Annotated in this window: 12 protein-coding genes and 7 pseudogenes; all 19 read left to right on the forward strand. The window is 44.9% G+C overall.

What is annotated here, in order from left to right; translation table 11 throughout:
• Positions 1-49 precede the first annotated feature (49 nt).
• The 19 genes and pseudogenes from JCM19033_RS14530 (at position 50) to JCM19033_RS14610 (ending at position 18,495) form a co-directional block, all read left to right on the forward strand.
• Positions 50-1,296, forward strand: a pseudogene (locus JCM19033_RS14530) (pyridoxal phosphate-dependent aminotransferase).
• A gap of 61 nt (positions 1,297-1,357) precedes the next feature.
• Positions 1,358-1,809 (forward strand): annotated as a pseudogene (locus tag JCM19033_RS26025) (ATP-binding cassette domain-containing protein); the annotation flags it as partial.
• Between the two features lie 312 nt (positions 1,810-2,121).
• Entirely contained in the window at positions 2,122-2,388 is a 267-nt protein-coding gene (locus JCM19033_RS26030; RefSeq protein ID WP_269758254.1) for an NIL domain-containing protein, read from the forward strand.
• Positions 2,378-3,055 (forward strand): ABC transporter permease subunit, encoded by a 678-nt coding sequence (locus tag JCM19033_RS14545; RefSeq protein ID WP_054636820.1) that lies wholly within the window; start codon positions 2,378-2,380, stop codon positions 3,053-3,055. The genes JCM19033_RS26030 and JCM19033_RS14545 overlap by 11 nt, the downstream gene beginning before the upstream one ends.
• A gap of 371 nt (positions 3,056-3,426) precedes the next feature.
• Entirely contained in the window at positions 3,427-3,576 is a 150-nt protein-coding gene (locus JCM19033_RS26035) for a hypothetical protein (protein WP_269758242.1), read from the forward strand.
• A gap of 2 nt (positions 3,577-3,578) precedes the next feature.
• Positions 3,579-4,931 (forward strand): S41 family peptidase, encoded by a 1,353-nt coding sequence (locus tag JCM19033_RS14550; protein WP_269758243.1) that lies wholly within the window; start codon positions 3,579-3,581, stop codon positions 4,929-4,931.
• 410 nt (positions 4,932-5,341) lie between these two features.
• Positions 5,342-6,532: a PDZ domain-containing protein gene (locus tag JCM19033_RS14555; RefSeq protein WP_054636821.1), complete on the forward strand. Its 1,191-nt coding sequence runs from the start codon at positions 5,342-5,344 to the stop codon at positions 6,530-6,532.
• A 219-nt stretch (positions 6,533-6,751) separates the two neighbouring features.
• Positions 6,752-6,979 (forward strand): DUF2198 family protein, encoded by a 228-nt coding sequence (locus JCM19033_RS14560; protein WP_054636822.1) that lies wholly within the window; start codon positions 6,752-6,754, stop codon positions 6,977-6,979.
• Positions 6,980-7,140: 161 nt separating this feature from the next.
• Positions 7,141-9,116 (forward strand): annotated as a pseudogene (uvrB, locus tag JCM19033_RS14565) (excinuclease ABC subunit UvrB).
• 7 nt (positions 9,117-9,123) lie between these two features.
• Positions 9,124-9,732, forward strand: a complete 609-nt coding sequence (locus tag JCM19033_RS26040) for a hypothetical protein (RefSeq protein ID WP_083465478.1) — start codon at positions 9,124-9,126, stop codon at positions 9,730-9,732.
• Positions 9,668-12,001 (forward strand): excinuclease ABC subunit UvrA, encoded by a 2,334-nt coding sequence (gene uvrA, locus JCM19033_RS14570; protein ID WP_083465479.1) that lies wholly within the window; start codon positions 9,668-9,670, stop codon positions 11,999-12,001. Before JCM19033_RS26040 ends, uvrA begins: the two co-directional genes overlap by 65 nt.
• 342 nt (positions 12,002-12,343) lie before the next feature.
• Positions 12,344-13,522 (forward strand): DUF4097 domain-containing protein, encoded by a 1,179-nt coding sequence (locus JCM19033_RS14575; protein ID WP_054636823.1) that lies wholly within the window; start codon positions 12,344-12,346, stop codon positions 13,520-13,522.
• 15 nt (positions 13,523-13,537) lie between these two features.
• On the forward strand, positions 13,538-13,738 hold the full coding sequence (locus tag JCM19033_RS14580; protein WP_054636824.1) for a PspC domain-containing protein: 201 nt from the start codon (positions 13,538-13,540) through the stop codon (positions 13,736-13,738).
• Positions 13,738-14,097 (forward strand): phage holin family protein, encoded by a 360-nt coding sequence (locus JCM19033_RS14585; RefSeq protein ID WP_054636825.1) that lies wholly within the window; start codon positions 13,738-13,740, stop codon positions 14,095-14,097. Before JCM19033_RS14580 ends, JCM19033_RS14585 begins: the two co-directional genes overlap by 1 nt.
• 256 nt (positions 14,098-14,353) lie before the next feature.
• Positions 14,354-15,285, forward strand: a pseudogene (gene hprK, locus JCM19033_RS14590) (HPr(Ser) kinase/phosphatase).
• 165 nt (positions 15,286-15,450) lie between these two features.
• Positions 15,451-16,341, forward strand: coding sequence for a prolipoprotein diacylglyceryl transferase (gene lgt / locus JCM19033_RS14595; RefSeq protein WP_054636826.1), 891 nt, complete (start codon positions 15,451-15,453; stop codon positions 16,339-16,341).
• A 49-nt stretch (positions 16,342-16,390) separates the two neighbouring features.
• A pseudogene (locus tag JCM19033_RS14600) lies at positions 16,391-17,349 on the forward strand (nucleoside recognition domain-containing protein).
• Positions 17,339-17,984 (forward strand): annotated as a pseudogene (ppaX, locus tag JCM19033_RS14605) (pyrophosphatase PpaX). The pseudogenes JCM19033_RS14600 and ppaX overlap by 11 nt, the downstream one beginning before the upstream one ends.
• Positions 17,981-18,495: pseudogene (locus JCM19033_RS14610) on the forward strand (DapH/DapD/GlmU-related protein). The pseudogenes ppaX and JCM19033_RS14610 overlap by 4 nt, the downstream one beginning before the upstream one ends.
• Positions 18,496-18,567 lie beyond the last annotated feature (72 nt).

Below are 18,567 nucleotides of genomic sequence, written 5' to 3' on the forward strand. Positions count from 1 at the left end.
ATGAAGATAAAATTAAGAAAACAGCCATTTAAGTGAAAGGTGATTACATATGGACTTTAAGCGCTCAGAAATTATGGATCAACTGCCTAAGCAATACTTCGCACATTTAGTGAAAACCGTTAACGAATTAAAGAATACTGGAGCCGACATTATAAATTTAGGACAAGGCAATCCGGACCAGCCTACGCCTTCTCACATTGTCGATAGTATGAAAAGTGCTGTGGAAAAATACGAGAATCATAGATATCCTCCGTTTCGAGGACATTCCTATGTAAAAGAAGCAGCCGCCTCTTTTTATCAACAGCAGTTTGGAGTAGAACTCGACCCTGAAAAAGAAGTGTGTGTGCTGTTTGGAGGGAAAGGAGGCCTGGTGGAAGTAAGCCAGTGCCTGCTGAATAAAGGAGACACGGCCCTCGTGCCAGACCCTGGATATCCTGACTACTGGTCGGGGGTGGCTTTGGCCGGCGGAAAGATGGAGATGATGCCGCTGATAAAAGAAAATCATTTCTTGCCGGATTTCACTGAGGTTTCTGCAGAATCCTTGAAAAAAGGAAAACTGATGTTTTTAAACTACCCGAACAATCCTACAGGGGCGGCAGCAATAAAGAGTTTTTTGAAGAAACAGTCAAGGTTGCCAGGGAGCATGACCTGTGTGTGGTACATGATTTTGCCTATGGAAGTATAGGTTTTGATAACAAAAAGCCACTCAGCTTTTTAGAGACAGAAGGAGCAAAGGAAACGGGAATTGAGATTTTTACTTTGTCAAAGACCTATAATATGGCTGGCTGGAGAATTGCTTTTGCTGTAGGGAACGCCTCTGTGATTGAAATGCTTAATTTATACCAGGATCATATGTATGTCAGTATTTTTGGAGCGGTTCAGGAAGCAGCTGCGACTGCATTGACTGGCTCCCAAGATTGTGTGGAGGAGCTTGTGCAGATGTATGAGGAACGCAGGAACACATTGATCAAAGGGCTTCATTCTATCGGGTGGCAAGTGGAAGCACCGGCAGGATCATTTTTTGCCTGGCTTCCGTGTCCTGATGGGATGACATCCGATGAAACCGCGGAATTGCTGCTTCACGAGGCCCATGTGGCCGTTGCCCCTGGACGAGGGTTTGGTGAGCACGGAGAAGGGTATGTCAGGGTAGCGTTGACTGAGGAGAAAGAGCGATTAGAAGAAGCGGTGGAACGAATCAAACGCTGCTTGGTGATCACGGTGCCCACAGCAGTGCCTGGCACCATTCTCAACCGTAACCTAATTGTAATCTATAATCATGGAAACCCTTATCGGTAAAGGGTTTTCCAGTTATCTACCATTTTGGTGCCAGGCACCCTATGTAAAAAGGAATGATCTGATGATTAGTCTTAATGAAGTTGTGAAGAATTTTCCGGGGCGAGATAAAAGAGGAAAGTCTGTTTCTGCTTTGCGGGACGTCACGCTTAACGTGGAAAAAGGAGAGATCTTTGGAGTAACCGGCGCGAGAGGATCTGGAAAGAGCACGTTGCTTCGTTCTGTGAATGTACTGGATCGGCCGACAAAGGGAGGGTCGTTGTACAAGACAATAATATGGTGAAGCTCTCTGCCGAAAGCCTGAGGAAAGCCAGGCAAAATATTGGCATGGTGACCAGGGAAGCTCATTTGCTTGAATGCTCATCAGTCTATGAAAATATTGCCCTTCCGTTAAAGCTCACAGGAGTTTCATCCTCTGAAATAAAAAGGAGAACGGAGACATACCTTGCGTTTACCGGCCTGGAGACTAAACAATCTGCTTATCCGCAGGAACTTACTGAATTGGAAAAACAGAAGACGGCTTTAACAAGGACTCTTGCCCTGGAACCGGAAATTCTATTGTGTGACGAAGTGACAGACCTTCTTGATAGGGAAGGGGCAGCTTCACTCATTTCTCTTTTGTTAAACGTAAATAAAGAGTTTCATACAACGATGCTTGTGAGCACTAGAAACATAGAAATCATTTGCAAGCTTTGCGACAGGGCTGCAGTTATGGCTTCTGGAAAAATAGTTGAACAAGCTCCGGTTATTGATTTACTCTCAAACCCGCAAAGTGAAGAAGCTAAGGCTCTTATATCCCGTTTGTTTCCTGTCTGGGCCCCGGAGGAAATGAAGCCTGTGGTTACCCAGGCTGGACAGGCCGTCACTCTGACCTATGCCGGAAGAGCCACGATAAAGCCTGCGTACGCCCTTGCAGCAAAAAAATATAATGTATTTATGAATATATTGACTGCCACCGTTTTACAGTTGAAGAATGAACCCTTTAGTAGAATGGTTGTCCATATCCAGGGAAGTGATAAAGATATATCCTCCTCCTTAGAATTTTTAAAAGGGGAAGGGATAGGTATCGAAAGGTTGGATCCTGATGATTTTTAATATGAACGGACCATTAAACGAATGGGAAGCCAATCTATCGGAAGCTGCCCTGCAGACACTTGCTGCGATAGGAGTCATCTTTTTAACTTCCTTGCTTCTAGGAATCGTGCTGGGGCTGTTCCTTGTAACCATGCGTTCAGGGGAGGGCAGCGGAAAAAAAGCAGTCTATCACGGAGTCAAAGTCTTACTTGCTGTGTTTTATACCATTCCATTTATTTTGCTGCTGCTTGTTATCCTGCCTGGTGTGCAATTTATACCAACTCCTTTTGGCTGGTGGGAAGTCAATCTGTTACTTATTCTTATTTTCACTTCTTACATAGGAAGAGCACTAGAGTCGTGTTACGCCGCTGATAACGGAATTACAGAAGCCTATGAGGCATTGGGAGTTTCCAAAAAAGATATTCTGCTAAAGGTGCTGTGGAGAGAAAAGCGGCCTATGATCATTCGCAGCGTCACAACAGCTGCCATAGCTGTGACAGGAGCAGTGGTTATTGCTGAAATCATTGGAGGCGGGGGACTTGGCGGCCTATCCTATCATGTCGGATACGCAGAAGAGGAATTGGGCCTCTTATATACGATTGTCAGCCTGCTTATTTTACTGGTGCTGCTTCTTAAAGTCGTTGGTCTTGGGCTGGCTGCGACTGGTCCTGGCCGCCGGCGCAGATAAAGGTGCCTGGCACCACTTCAGAATGTCATGGATTTGTAACAGAAAATGGGTCTAGTCCTGATTTTAAAGGGATATTTAGGATAAAATGAAATATGGTGCCAGGCACCAATTGTTTTCGCTTCTTTTGTGTGATTTAATGAGTAGAGACAAGTTCATAACATAATGATTGATTGTTTTCATATATATGGTGGCAAGCACTTCGTTGCAAAGCTTACTGCTGAGAGCTCTTCCTCCGCGTTATGTGAAGGTAGGAATTGAGAGTAGAAACGATAGATAAGACAATGGGATTCTAAATAATTAAATGGCAGTGATAAAGCATTACACAGCGAAGTGTGTAATGCTTTTTCTTCCAGTGTAATGAGGTGAAAGGGATGGACATAAGCAGCAAAGCAATGGGACTCATTGCTGCAGTAGCAATTGTGGCTGGAGGGGGAGGCTTATACGCAGGTCCAACTTTTTGGGCGACAACGAGGATAGGGGCCAGGAGCCTGCTGATGAAGCCGCGACTGAGGCTTCTGTAAATTTGGCAGAGGAACTTAATCCCGGTGGACAAACATCTGACGGGGATTTTGAAAAGGTACATCATGCCTTTGAAATTATCAGTCAGCAATATGTAGAAGAAGTAGATGAAGACCTGTTAATTGAAGGTGCCATTGAGGGAATGGTTGAAAAACTGGAGGATCCCCATTCTGTATACATGGACCAGGAAACGGCAACCCAGTTTACCGAGTCTCTCGATTCTCATTTTGAAGGGATCGGGGCGGAAGTCAGCATGACCGATGGATACGTTACGATTGTAGCACCTTTCAGGGATTCACCGGCAGAAGAAGCGGGACTTCAGCCGAATGACCAGGTAGTGGAAATTGATGGAGAAAGCACTGAAGGGTTATCGCTGTATGAAGCAGTACTGGAGATCCGCGGTGAAAAAGGGACAGTAGTCAACCTTACAATAAGCCGCCCAGGGAATTCAGATTCATTTACTGTTGAGGTGGAACGGGATGAAATCCCTGTAGAAACCGTTCGCAGTGAAACATATGAGCATAAAGGACAAACAGTAGGAGTTCTTGAAATTACATCTTTTTCAGAGAACACCTCTCACGAATTTACAGAACATCTTGAAAACCTGGAGAGCGAAGATATTGATGGTCTTATCGTTGATGTGCGCGGAAATCCTGGAGGATATTTAAACAGCGTAGAGGAAATAGGCGACCAGATTATTCCTCAAGGAGAGTCCATTGTACAAATCGAATCTCGTGAGGGTGAGGTGGCCAGTTACGTTTCATCCCTTGAAGAAGAAAAAGACTATCCTGTAGTCGGTGTGATTGACCGGGGAAGCGTTTCTGCTTCTGAAATTCTTGCGGGTGCGTTAAAGGAAGCAGGAGACTACGACCTTGTTGGAGAGACAACCTATGGAAAAGGGACGGTTCAGCAGCCAATTCAGCTCGGCGACGGAAGTGAATTGAAATTGTCTCTCTTTAAATGGCTGACTTCTGATGGAAATGACATCAATGAAGTCGGGGTTGAGCCGACAGTGGAAGTCCAGCAGCCCGAGTATTTTTACCTGGCAGCCCTTGCTGTCGACGATGAAGAACCTCTTGAAAAGGATTCAATGGGGGATCAGATCCGGGCAGCCCAGGAAATGCTGACAGGCCTGGGGTATGAAACAGGTCGGACAGATGGCTATTTTGATGCACAGACAGAGCGAGCAGTGCAGGCTTTTCAAAATTCCAGCGATATAGAGGCTACAGGAATCATTGATGAAGAGACAGCAAACGCGATGCACCAGGAATTAGTTGAGCTGGTCCGCGACCCTGATAATGATGAACAGTTAAAAACAGCCATCGAATTGGTTGTAGAACAGAGTGGTGCTGAATAACAGCAGACAGGCTGGGATGTATTCCCTGCCTGTTTTTTATCGGCATGGAGGAAAGGAGAGAAGGAGTGTCGAAATATAAGGAGAATTGTATGAAAAAGATGATATCATGAAAGGGACCGAACGGATTTTCTATATTGATAAATGCATGGTTCTCATGGCTAAATAAGGGTAGGGCATGTCACATACATGCGTAAGAAAAGTGATTTTTTAAGAAACCTACATAATAAACACACAAAAATGTATCATCCATGTAAAAAACAGCTGGATGAGGGGGCCTGCAGCTCACGGGTAAGCAGAGAGGTACACTGGATACTAATGGGGCAGGCAAGTTTATTTTAATAGACACTACAACTACACCGTTGCAACCAACTTACACCTAAGCTGCACGGCATAGAAAAGGGGCATCTTTTATGGGAGCGATCGGATGGGAACTACTCATAGCAATTGGACGTTTTTTTGCACATCCATTAACCTACATTTTTTTAATAGCAATGATCCTTCTAGGATACAGACGGGTAAAAAAAGAAAGAGCTGATTTTCATACGAGAGTACAGGATACCCTCGATGACTTGCTTACACCAATGGTTCCGGGGCTCCTGGCAGGGGCTGCTGTTTCTATAGCTATTCTCTTAGCAGGGGCTTCTGTTCCGTGGTCATTTTTATTGCTGGTCGGCCTGCTGTACGTTGTATTTCTTCTGACAGGAAGAGCATGGCTGTTATCTCCTTCCTATGTCCTCGGTCTGGCTGTTCTCATTGCATATTTTATCCCTTCACAGCTTGAAACAGGCAATATGACTGTGGATGGGTGGCTGCAGACGTTAGCAGAAGCGAATTTAATGCCTGCTGTTCTTCTTCTTGCTTTGTTCATGCTGGCAGAAGGAATATTAATACTGAAAAATGGTCAGAAGCATACATCTCCACTCCTGAAGAAGAGTACAAGAGGAAAATGGATTGGCGCCCATAAGCTGCAAAGACTATGGTTTGTTCCACTGTTTGTATTTGTCCCTGGAGGAGAAATCGAAGGGATGGGATGGTGGCCGGTCCTGCCAATAGGTGACGGCGGCCTCGCTCTCTGGCTGGTGCCGATGGCGATTGGAACTTCCTTTACCATTTATCACACGCTCCCATGGAAAGCAGCCAGTCTTCATGGCCAGAGAGTCATTGGGGCAGGAATTCTTGCTCTGGGAGGAGCTGTTGCTGCCTATTTCTATCCGGTATTTGTGCTCGTTACAGCAATCATGGCTATTGTCCTTAGAATTGCTGCTTCTATTGTTGGAAAAATACAGGAAGACTCTAATCCTCCATTTTTTACAATGCAGACCAAAGGGGTAAAGGTACTGGGAGTGATCCCTGGTTCACCGGCTGAGAAAATGGAGCTCAAGCCAGGTGAGATCATTATGAGAGTAAACGGCATCCCTGTAAACGGGGAAAAGGATTTCTATAAAGCGCTGCAGAGAAATTCGGCGTACTGTAAGCTTGATATAGCTGATTTAAACGGAGAAATCCGTTTTGCTCAGTCAACTGTTTTTCATGGTGCTCATCATCATGTTGGTGTATTATTAGTGAAGAGAAAAGAAGCGCCTGAGGAAGAAACCGGATAACATGGGAGGGCCAGATAGGCCCTCCTTTTTTACGAAGGCTTTGAATCGTGTGATGGATGACACCAGACACTAAGGATAAGAAAGTTTGACTGTAGCAGAAAAGTACCGTTGGCAGGTCTTGCTCTGCTGTGGCAGCATCCTTGAATACTGTTTTCCCAGGAGTCAGCCTGCTGTACCAAGCAGGATGGAAGTGCTTTGAAAGTGAGAGGAGTATGGTAGTTGTTTATAGAATTACTTGCAGCTTTGGCTTTGCCTTTTTTTCTATTGTTTTTTATGGCCCGTGTCACACATAGTTTTATAGGAACAGTCGCGGTCACTCTCATGGTCCTTCTTGCTTTAGAGCCGTGGTCCCGGTCGATTTGGGTGATGCTCTTAGGTCTGGCCTCATTTCTTGCAGGGACGTACCTTGTGTACAGAAAAATACAAAGTCAAAAAACCGGCCCTTAAGCCGGTTTTTTGGTGCCTGGCACCTGGAAGAAATGTAATCATAATGTAATGAACGAATGTATGTTCGTTTATTCGTTTGATTTTCACTTTTTTGTGGTATAATGTTAGATATTAGTGTGTGTTAAGGTCCGTGTAATTGTCTAATAAAGTGAGGGATAAATATGAACGAAACTTTTGACCTCGTTTCTAAATACGAGCCCGGCGGTGACCAGCCGAAGGCCATTGAAGAGCTTGTAAAAGGGGTACATGAAGGAAAAGAGCATCAGACTCTTCTCGGGGCGACAGGAACAGGGAAAACATTTACCATATCCAATGTTGTAAAAGAGGTAAATAAGCCGACTCTTGTTATGGCTCACAATAAAACACTTGCTGGCCAGCTCTACAGCGAGTTTAAGGATTTTTTTCCAAACAATGCAGTAGAGTACTTTGTCAGCTACTATGATTATTACCAGCCTGAGGCGTATGTCCCTCAATCTGATACATTTATCGAGAAAGATGCAAGCATAAATGAAGAAATAGATAAACTCAGACACTCAGCTACCAGTGCTCTTTTTGAGCGGAATGATGTAATCATTGTGGCGAGTGTTTCTTGTATTTACGGCTTAGGTTCTCCAGAAGAATACCGTGAAATGGTCGTTTCTCTCCGCACAGGAATGGAAAAAGAAAGAGACCAGCTGTTACGGGATCTGGTGGATATTCAATATGAAAGAAATGATATCAATTTTGTTCGCGGTACGTTTCGGGTTCGCGGTGATGTTGTTGAAATTTTCCCCGCATCACGGGATGAGCAATGCATCCGGGTTGAGTTTTTCGGGGATGAAATAGACCGGATGACTGAAGTTGACGCGTTAACAGGAGAGATAAAAGGGGAAAGAAACCATGTAGCCATCTTTCCGGCCTCTCACTTTGTGACCCGTGAAAATAAACTGCTCAGAGCGATCAAAAATATTGAAAAAGAATTAGAAGAGCGCTTAAAGGAGCTCAGGGACAATGGAAAAGAGCTTGAGGCTCAGCGCCTGGAACAGCGAACCAACTATGATATTGAAATGATGAAGGAAATGGGTTTTTGCTCAGGAATCGAAAACTATTCCCGCCATTTAACATTCCGTCAGCCGGGAGACACACCGTACACTCTTATCGATTTCTTCCCGGATGACTTTCTGTTAGTGGTAGATGAGTCCCATGTGACGCTTCCTCAGGTCAATGGGATGTACAAAGGCGACCGGGCCAGAAAGCAGACCCTGGTGGACCATGGTTTCAGGCTTCCGTCTGCGATGGATAACCGGCCGCTGAAGTTTGAGGAGTTTGAAAAGAAAACACCTCAATCCATTTTCGTGTCCGCTACTCCAGGACCTTATGAAATTGAAAAAACTCCTGAAATGATTGAACAGATTATCCGTCCCACCGGCTCCTTGACCCGACAATTGATGTCCGGCCGATTGAAGGACAGATTGATGACTTAATTGGTGAGATCAATGAAAGAAAAGAAGTAAACGAACGAGTGCTCGTTACGACCTTAACAAAGAAAATGGCTGAGGATTTAACGGATTACTTAAAGGAAGTAGGGATCCGGGTAAAGTATCTTCACTCTGATATAAAAACGTTAGAGAGAATTGAAATCGTCCGCCAGCTCAGGATGGGACAATTCGATGTTCTCGTAGGGATTAACCTTTTAAGAGAAGGGCTGGATATTCCTGAGGTTTCCCTGGTCGCTATCTTAGATGCTGACAAAGAAGGATTTCTCCGTGCAGAGCGTTCGCTGATCCAGACGATGGGGCGGGCAGCCCGTCACGCAAATGGCCATGTCATTATGTATGCTGATAAAATTACAAAATCCATGGACATTGCGATTAGTGAGACGAAACGGCGCCGTTCCCTGCAGGAAGAGTTTAATGAAAAACACAATATTACGCCGCAGACGATCCAAAAAGAAATCCCTCAGCTCATCCAGGCAACAGTGGTGAATGAGGAAGATGATGGTCTTGATAAGCCGGCACTTGCAAAAATGAGCAAGAAAGAAAAAGAAAAAGTGATTGCAGAAATGGAAAGTGAAATGAAGCAGGCAGCAAGAGATCTTCACTTTGAACGAGCTGCTGAGCTGAGAGATATGATTTTAGAGCTTAAAGCGGAAGGATGACGAAGGCATGGCACTTGAAAAACTGCAAGTCAAAGGTGCGCGTTCTCATAATTTAAAAGATATAGATGTGACGATTCCGCGAGATAAACTGGTTGTATTTACAGGTATCTCGGGATCGGGTAAATCTTCTCTCGCCTTTGACACCATATATGCGGAAGGGCAGAGAAGGTATGTAGAGTCTTTGTCTGCCTATGCCCGCCAGTTTCTCGGACAAATGGATAAGCCCGATGTTGATGCCATTGAAGGTCTGTCGCCGGCTATTTCCATTGACCAGAAAACGACAAGCCGCAATCCCCGCTCGACGGTGGGGACGGTAACAGAAATCTATGATTACCTCCGTTTGCTTTTTGCCCGTATTGGCAAGCCGGTCTGCCCAAAGCATGGAACTGAAATTTCCTCCCAGACGGTTCAGCAAATGGTAGACCAGGTTTTGGAGTTTGAAGAGCGAACCAAGCTGCAGATTCTGGCTCCTCTTGTTTCCGGACGAAAAGGTGAGCACGTAAAGGTACTTGAAGACCTCAAGAAAAGAGGGTTTGTCCGCGTGCGTGTGGATGGGGAAATTCGTGAGGTTTCCGAAGACATTACACTTGAAAAAAATAAAAAAGCACAATATTGAAGCAGTAGTGGACCGTATTGTAGTAAAAGAAGGTATAGAAACAAGGCTGACGGATTCCATGGAAACGGCGTTAGAGCTGGGAGAAGGGCGCGTTCTCATTGATATTATCGATGGGGATGAACTTCTCTTCAGCCAGCACCATGCCTGTCCCATTTGCGGATTTTCCATTGAAGAGCTTGAGCCCAGAATATTCTCCTTTAACAGTCCATATGGTGCTTGCCCGACGTGTGACGGACTGGGCAGCCAGCTTGAAGTCGATAAAGACCTTGTTGTCCCTGACTGGGACCGGACGTTAAAGGGTCATGCCATTGCGGCGTGGGAGCCTACAAGCTCACAGTACTACCCCCAGCTTCTGGAATCTGTCTGTCATCATTACGGGATTGACATGGAAACCCCCGTCAAAAACCTTCCAGAGGATCAAATGAATGTCATTCTTTATGGAAGCAATAAGGAGCGTGTAAAGTTCCGATATGAAAATGACCGGGGCCAGGTGAGGGAAAGAAATATTTATTTTGAGGGTGTCCTTAAGAATATTTCCCGCCGTTATCATGAGACCTCCTCTGATTATATCCGTGATCAGATGGAGCAATATATGATTCACAAAGCATGCGGCACATGCAAAGGCCACCGTCTGCGCAAGGAGAGCTTGTCTGTCCTTGTAAATGAGAAGCATATCGGCCATGTAACAGATATGTCGGTAAAAGACGCCAAGAGTTTCTTTGAGGGCCTTTCTTTAAATGAAAAAGAACTGGCAATTGCCCGGATGATCCTAAGAGAAATTGAGGAACGCCTTGGCTTTCTGGTCAATGTCGGACTTGATTATTTAAACCTCAGCCGCTCAGCCGGAACCCTTTCTGGTGGAGAGGCTCAGCGGATCCGGCTGGCCACCCAGATCGGTTCGTCTCTTATGGGAGTATTGTACATTCTTGATGAGCCATCAATTGGCCTTCACCAGCGAGACAACGATAGACTGATCAGCACCCTTGAGCATATGCGTGACCTGGGCAATACGCTGATTGTTGTAGAGCACGATGAAGATACAATGCTTGCAGCTGATCACATAGTGGACATTGGGCCCGGAGCCGGCATGCACGGGGGCTACATTACCTCTCAGGGAAGCCCTGATGAAATAATGGAAGACCCTGAATCCTTGACCGGACAATATTTATCGGGGAAAAAGTTTATTCCTCTCCCCCCTGAACGAAGAAAAGCAGGAGACCGAAAGCTGACCATTAAAGGAGCAAAGGAAAACAACCTTAAAAATACAACGGTGGATATCCCCCTTGGTCTCTTTACAGCAGTAACAGGGGTGTCCGGTTCAGGGAAAAGTACACTTATTAACGATATTTTGCATAAGTCGCTGGCTCTTAAGCTCCACCGGGCTAAGGACAAGCCGGGGGCCCATAAAGGAATCGAAGGAATTGATCATATTGATAAAGTGATCGATATTGATCAGTCACCTATCGGACGGACGCCCCGTTCCAACCCCGCAACGTATACCGGCGTTTTTGACGATATCCGTGATGTCTTTGCCATGACAAATGAAGCAAAAATGCGCGGGTACAAAAAGGGGCGCTTCAGTTTTAATGTCCGTGGCGGCCGCTGCGAAGCCTGTAAGGGTGATGGGATTATAAAAATTGAAATGCACTTTCTTCCTGACGTTTACGTTCCATGTGAACAATGTAAAGGAAAACGTTATAACCGGGACACCTTAGAAATCCGGTACAAAGGGAAAAACATTGCAGATGTACTGGCTATGACTGTGGAAGAAGGTTTGGATTTCTTTGAAAATATTCCAAAGATCAAGCGCAAGATTCAGACCTTATATGACGTGGGGCTTGGTTACATTAAATTAGGACAGCCTGCGACCACACTCTCTGGCGGGGAAGCACAGCGGGTAAAATTAGCTTCCCAGCTTCACCGCCGGCCAACAGGCCGATCCTTCTATATTCTCGATGAACCAACGACAGGGCTTCACGTAGATGACATTGACCGTTTGTTAAAGGTGCTTCAACGGTTAGTTGATAACGGGGACAGCGTGCTTGTGATTGAGCATAACCTTGATGTTATCAAGACGGTAGACCATATCATCGACCTTGGCCCTGAAGGCGGTGACGGTGGAGGGAAATTGGTAGCTTGCGGGACACCTGAGAAGGTGGCAGAAGCAAAGGAATCATATACAGGAAGATATTTAAAACCTATATTAGAAAGAGAGCAGAAAAGGATGAAGGAACGGCTGGCGTATGCAGAGAAAGTAGCCGAATCATAAAGAAGCCTCCCTGCTCCGCGAAGGATCAAAAAGGGAGAAGGAGAGTGTGCTTCTCCCTCTTTTTTGATATACGATCCGGTTTTATGTACCTGCTTGGATGCTGAGACCGGTTTGTTTTCAGGAAAGTAATTGACTGGCTGGCAGAGCTTGAAAGATATTGCTCAGGAACTTCAGCGAAGGTATCATGAAAAAGAGAAAATTATTATATTCTATTTTGAAAACTGAAACATTCTTGGGCGATGATGCGTATGAATGGGTAGACTACTGCATAAAAGAAAAACAGGTTGAAGAAGGATCTGTTGTCGGCTTGGCCTAAATAGCAAGGAAGGGCAGGGATCAATCATGGAAGAAGAACGCAAGATGATATTGAAGATGGTTGAAAGCGGAAAGATTTCCGCGGAAGAAGGGGCAAAACTACTGCAAGCCTTAAATCAGGAAGAGAAGAAGCCGGAAAGCAGCACAACTAATGAAGAAAACGTAACTTCTGCTACCGAAAAGGAGAAAGTAAAATCTATTACTGATCACCTGTCAGACCTCTCGACGAAAGTAGATTGGGGAGAGGGCAATAAAAGGTATAATCAGTGGCAGAAGGATAAGGATAAAGATAAGACAGAACCAGGCATGAAAAAGTTCTCGGATTTTATTGAGAACACACTGCAAAAAATAAAAGAGCTGGATCTTGATTTCAATTTTGGTTCTTATATAGAGGTTAATCATATTTTCCAGCATCAAAATATGTTTCAGTCAAAAATAGACGTTTCCCTGGAAAATGGGTCCTTAAATATTGAATCATGGGATGAACCTCATGTACGGCTTGAGACAAAGGCAAAGGTTTATAAAGCAAAAAATCCTGACGAGGCAAGAGAAGAGTTTTTGAAGGAAACAGACTTTGAAGTAGCCGGAGAGGAGCTTCATTTTCATACGAAAACAAAAGCTATTAAAGTAAACGGGACTTTGTATTTGCCGAAAAAGGACTACGCCAGCCTGCAGTTTTACACGTTTAACGGCCATTTTAAAGGGGAAAAATTGAAGGCGCAGTCGCTGACAGCAAAGGTCGTTAACGGCAGCATGATTTTTAATGATGTCCACGCTCAAGCGTTTAAAGGGGAAACCGTCAGCGGCCCGGTTACCATTTCAGGAGGCACAATTGACCAGTGTGATGTCCAGACCATGCATGGGACCATTGAGCTTGAAGCGTTGATGAAGGACGTTGAAGCCGAGTCACTTAATGGGACGATTAGTGCACGCTTGAATATTGCTGAAGATACGAGAGCTAATTTGGCGGCTACAACGGGAAGTGTCTTTGTGACTGTCCCATCCACGATCCGCACCGACGGCATTTTAAAAACAAACATCGGGAATTATAATTGGACGATGCCAAACGTAGAGGTCATTGAGGAGAAGAAGGATTTTGTTCAAAAATCCATTACCTTTGTATCCAATCAAAGCGGATCACCTCGGTTAAGGCTTGAGGCAAGTACAAAAACAGGGTCGATCTCCCTTAAAAACATGGAAGGGTAAAAGGAGGGCATTCCTATGAAAAAGTTGTACCGAACGAGAGAAGATCGGAAAATTGCAGGGGTCTGCGGGGGGCTGGCTGCTTACTTTGGTATTGACGCCACGATTGTCCGTGTACTTACTGTCGTTTTAGCTATTGTGACTTCAGGGGTACCGTTTCTTCTAGGTTACTTGCTGCTTGTATTTCTTATGCCAAATGAAGAGGATGCCACCTTTTAATGGGGTGTCTTGTATACCTGCTTGTCAATACGGTTGTCCTGATGACGGTAGCCGGGTTCTTTGGCGAGTATTTTCATCTCTCTGGAATAGGGGCAGCTATTGTTGCCAGCTTGATCCTGTCGATAATTAACACATTCATCAGGCCGCTGTTAGTCATCCTGACACTTCCAATTACCTTTATTACGTTAGGGATTTTCTTGTTTATCATTAACGCTGGGTTGTTAATGCTGACAGCCGCAATAATGGGAGAGGCTTTTGTCATTTCAAGCTTTTGGATGGCGCTTTTAGCAGCAATTATTATTGCCATATTAAATGCTCTGATTAATTCCTTTGTGGTAGATCCTCTGCGAAAAAAATAGCAGCAAAGCGTGAAGGCCGGGTAAAGCTTTCACGCTTTTTTGATAGAAAGCCGATGCTGGGACATGTGATCCACTTGTGGAGGAGGTAGCAGATGAAGCCTCCGGTCCTTCTATGAAAGGCGGCTTGAACGTTTCAAACAAACGTTCAATTAAAACGGGGCGCCCTTTTCGTTCTTATTACATTTTCAATATTTCATGCTACAATGGAAAAAGTGAAAAATCCTATATTGCAAGATACAGCTTGGAGGGATGGGAAATGCCTAAGGTAACAGCCAATGACTTGATCGAGCATTTCAATTTAACGTTATTAAGTGGCGAAGACGGGCTATACAGGCTATTACGACGAGTGATATATCAAGGCCGGGAATGGAGATGGCCGGTTACTTTACATACTATCCGGCGAAAAGGCTTCAGCTGATTGGGCGGACCGAGCTCTCATTTTTCCAGCAGCTGACGCAGCAGGAGAAGCAGGAACGAATGGAAAAGCTTTGTACATATGACACACCAGGGATCGTTATTTCCCGAGGGATTGAAGCACCTGATGAATTACTTGCAGCTTCACAAAGGACGGGAGTTCCGATAATGAGCTCCGCAACCACTACGACAAGGCTGAGCAGTCAGATTACCAACTTCCTCGAAGCGAGGCTTGCCAAGTCTACTGCTATTCATGGGGTCCTTGTGGATATATACGGGATCGGGGTATTACTAACAGGAGCAAGTGGAGTAGGTAAAAGTGAAACGGCTCTTGACCTTGTCCGCAGAGGACACCGCCTGGTAGCTGATGATTCAGTGGAAATTCGTCAGGAGCATGGAACAACCTTAATAGGAAGAGCACCTGAATTAATTCAGCATTTACTTGAAATTCGAGGACTGGGCATTATTGATGTAATGACTCTGTTTGGCGCGGGGGCCGTTCGGCCATTTAAGCGTGTAGCGTTGGTGATTAACCTGGAGCTCTGGGATCAGACCAAGGCTTATGACCGGCTAGGGATAGAAGAAAACACCATGAAAATTATTGATACTGAAGTACCTATCTATACCATTCCTGTGCGGCCAGGACGAAACCTTGCTGTTATCGTTGAAGTGGCTGCCATGAACTTCCGTTTGAAGCGGATGGGGATAAATACAGCCGAGAAATTTTCTGAAAGACTGACGGACGTCATTGAGGAAGGCGAGCAGGACTATTAAACCCGAATCTTCCTCGTTTTTTATGTTAAGAAGAAACCGGTGTTCCCTTTGATAATGCAGGGTGCAGACTCTGACTCTTGTAAGCATCGTATGGAAGCATAAGGAAAGTAGGAAACCGGTAAAAACAAGTACGTAAAGTGATTGTAGAACAGAGGTGTCACGAATATGATTTTTACAGCGCAGCCTTATGACCGCGTAGCATTTGAAATTGGTCCCCTTACCGTGCATTGGTATGGACTTCTTATAGGAATTGGTGCCTTTTTAGGATACCTCCTTGTTTCACGGGAATTTGAAAAAAGAGGATTGCCAAAGGATATGTTTGCAGACTTGCTCCTTTGGGCGTTTCCGATAGCAATCGTTTCAGCACGAATTTATTATGTGATATTTGAATGGCAAAGCTACATTCATGAACCCCTTCGCGCATTTGCGATCTGGGAAGGGGGGCTTGCCATTCATGGTGGTTTGATTGGTGCCTTTATTACCGTCTATGTTTTTGCGAAAAAGAGAGGCGTGTCCTTCTGGAGGCTCACTGACCTGGTTGTGCCGGGGATTATCCTTGCACAGGCTGTTGGGCGATGGGGTAACTTCATGAACCAGGAGGCCCATGGCGGTCCGGTGACAAGAGAGTTTCTGGAAGGCTTAATGATTCCTGATTTTATTATTAATCAGATGTATATAGACGGTACGTATTACCATCCAACTTTTTTATATGAATCCTTATGGAATCTGCTTGTCCTGGCGATTCTTCTCTGGCTCCGCCGGGTAAATCTGCGACAAGGTGAGATGTTCTTTTCCTATCTCATCCTGTATTCAGTAGGACGCTTCTTTATTGAAGGTCTGCGTACAGACAGTCTGATGATTTTTGATCTCCTGCGTACGGCACAGGTAGTTTCTCTCGTATTGATCGCAGGTTCTATTTTCCTGATCTGGTACAGAAGGAAAAAGGGATATGCAGATACACGGTATTTAGATGATGAAGCGGAAGCCCCTAAGAAAATGAATAACGGTAAAAAGAAAAACGACCAAAAAGAAAAAGAAAAAATAAGCAGCCCTTGATCAGGCTGGATGAGTGAATTTCGAAAGGCAAAAGGCAGGTGATAGAACTTTGTGGCAAACATTGAAAAAAGGGTTACTGGTTGGTCTGCAGACCTCCTGGACGTTAGGGAAAATTATTTTTCCCATTACGCTGATCGTAACCATTTTAAGCTATACACCTGTTCTTGATTGGATCGCACGTATACTTGCTCCTATGATGGGGTGGATTGGGCTTCCTGGTGAAGCTGCCATTCCCCTTGTTTTAGGAAATGTACTGAATTTATATGCTGCGATTGGTGCCATTCTAACCATGGATCTCACAGTGAAGGAGGTCTTTATCCTTGCTGTGATGCTGTCTTTTTCTCATAATCTTTTTGTCGAATCGGCCGTAGCGGTAAAAATAGGCATACGGATGTCTGTCGTTCTGGCGGTTCGCCTTGGGCTTGCTTTTTTCTCTGCTTTAATGATTCACTGGCTCTGGCAGGGGGGAGGAGAACAGGCTCAATATGGGTTTGTATCAGGAACGGGCCAGCCTGAGGTTGATGGCTGGATGGGAGTCATCTGGCAGGGGGTTTCCAGCGCTACATTGGGAATTATACAAATTGCTTTGATTGTTATCCCTATCATGATTTTTGTACAGATTATGAAAGACCTTAACTGGCTGCAAGTCTTTTCACGGTGGATGTCTCCCTTTACCAGGATGCTTGGAATTCGGGAAAATACGTCCACCACATTGGCTTCAGGGCTGTTGTTTGGTCTCGCTTTTGGGGCAGGGTGATGATCCAGGCTGCAAAAGAGGATAAAGTAAAGAAAAAGGATTTATATCTGGTCTTTATATTTCTTGTGGCCTGTCATGCGGTCATAGAGGATACACTAATTTTTATCCCTCTTGGCATACCCGTTCTTCCTCTTCTTATTATCAGGCTGGTTACTGCAATTATTCTGACCATGATCATTGCTTACATTTGGAACCGGGTGGAGAAAAAACAAGAATTTGCCGGAAAGGAAACCACATCCTATGAATATTAATACGATTTTATTTGACTTGGACGGAACGTTGGTTAATACAAACGAGTTAATTATTTCTTCCTTTAAACATACACTCGATCATTACAAGCCAGGAACATACGGACGAGAGGATATTATTCAGTTTATCGGACCACCTTTAACGGAAAGCTTTCGGAAGGTCGATCCTGAGCGAGCAGAAGAATGATAGAAATGTACCGACAGCATAACCTGTCTTTTCACGACGAACTGATTGAAGAGTATGAAGGAGTGCAGGAAACTGTGGATACTCTTCACAAGGAAGGGTTTAAATTGGCTGTTGTGACTACAAAACGAAAGCAGACAGCTTTAATGGGTATTGAGGTGATGGGGCTCAGCCTTATTTTTCCAGCATTGTGACGTTTGACGATGTGGAGGAAGTGAAACCAAACCCGGAACCTTTAAATCAAGCGATGGAGGCTCTTGGCTCCAGGCCGGAGAACACTCTGATGGTAGGCGACAGTCATTATGACATTCTTGGCGGCCAGAATGCAGGGACGTACACGGCAGGAGTGGCCTGGTCTATTAAAGGAAAGGAGCATCTCAGCTCTTTTAAGCCGGATCTTATGCTTGAAAAGATGCCTGATCTGCTGAAGTATGTAGGAGTTCGAGTACGATGAGGAAAACGGACCGTTATTCTGTAAAAGAGGCAAATTCACTCTGGCAAGTTTATAAGACGGTCCCGTTTTGGAAAGTATCCAAGAATTTTATCGTCATTCAGATGGCGAGGTACACTCCTTTTCTGCCTATGAAGAACTGGCTTTACAAAAGGTTTCTTGGCATGGAGGTAGGAAAAGAAACGTCCTTTGCCTGATGGTCATGCTTGATGTGATGTTCCCTGAGAAAATTTCAGTGGGGCGAAACTCAGTTATCGGCTACAATACAACAATTTTGGCTCATGAGTATTTGATTAAAGAATATCGTCTGGGCGATGTGAAAATTGGTGATGAGGTATTGATCGGGGCAAACACAACCATTCTGCCGGGTGTGACTATTGGTGATGGTGCTATCGTTTCGGCAGCCACCCTCGTGCATAAGGATGTCCCGGCGGGAAGCTTTGTCGGGGGAAACCCGATGAAAGTGATATACACAAAAGAACAAATGGAAGAACGAAGCGAAGGACTTGACTAGACAAGCCTTCGCTTTTTTTGTGGGGAGGGAGGTGCCTGGCACCGCAGAGGATTGTAATATTAAATTAAGAAG

The organism is Thalassobacillus sp. C254 (assembly GCF_001310615.1).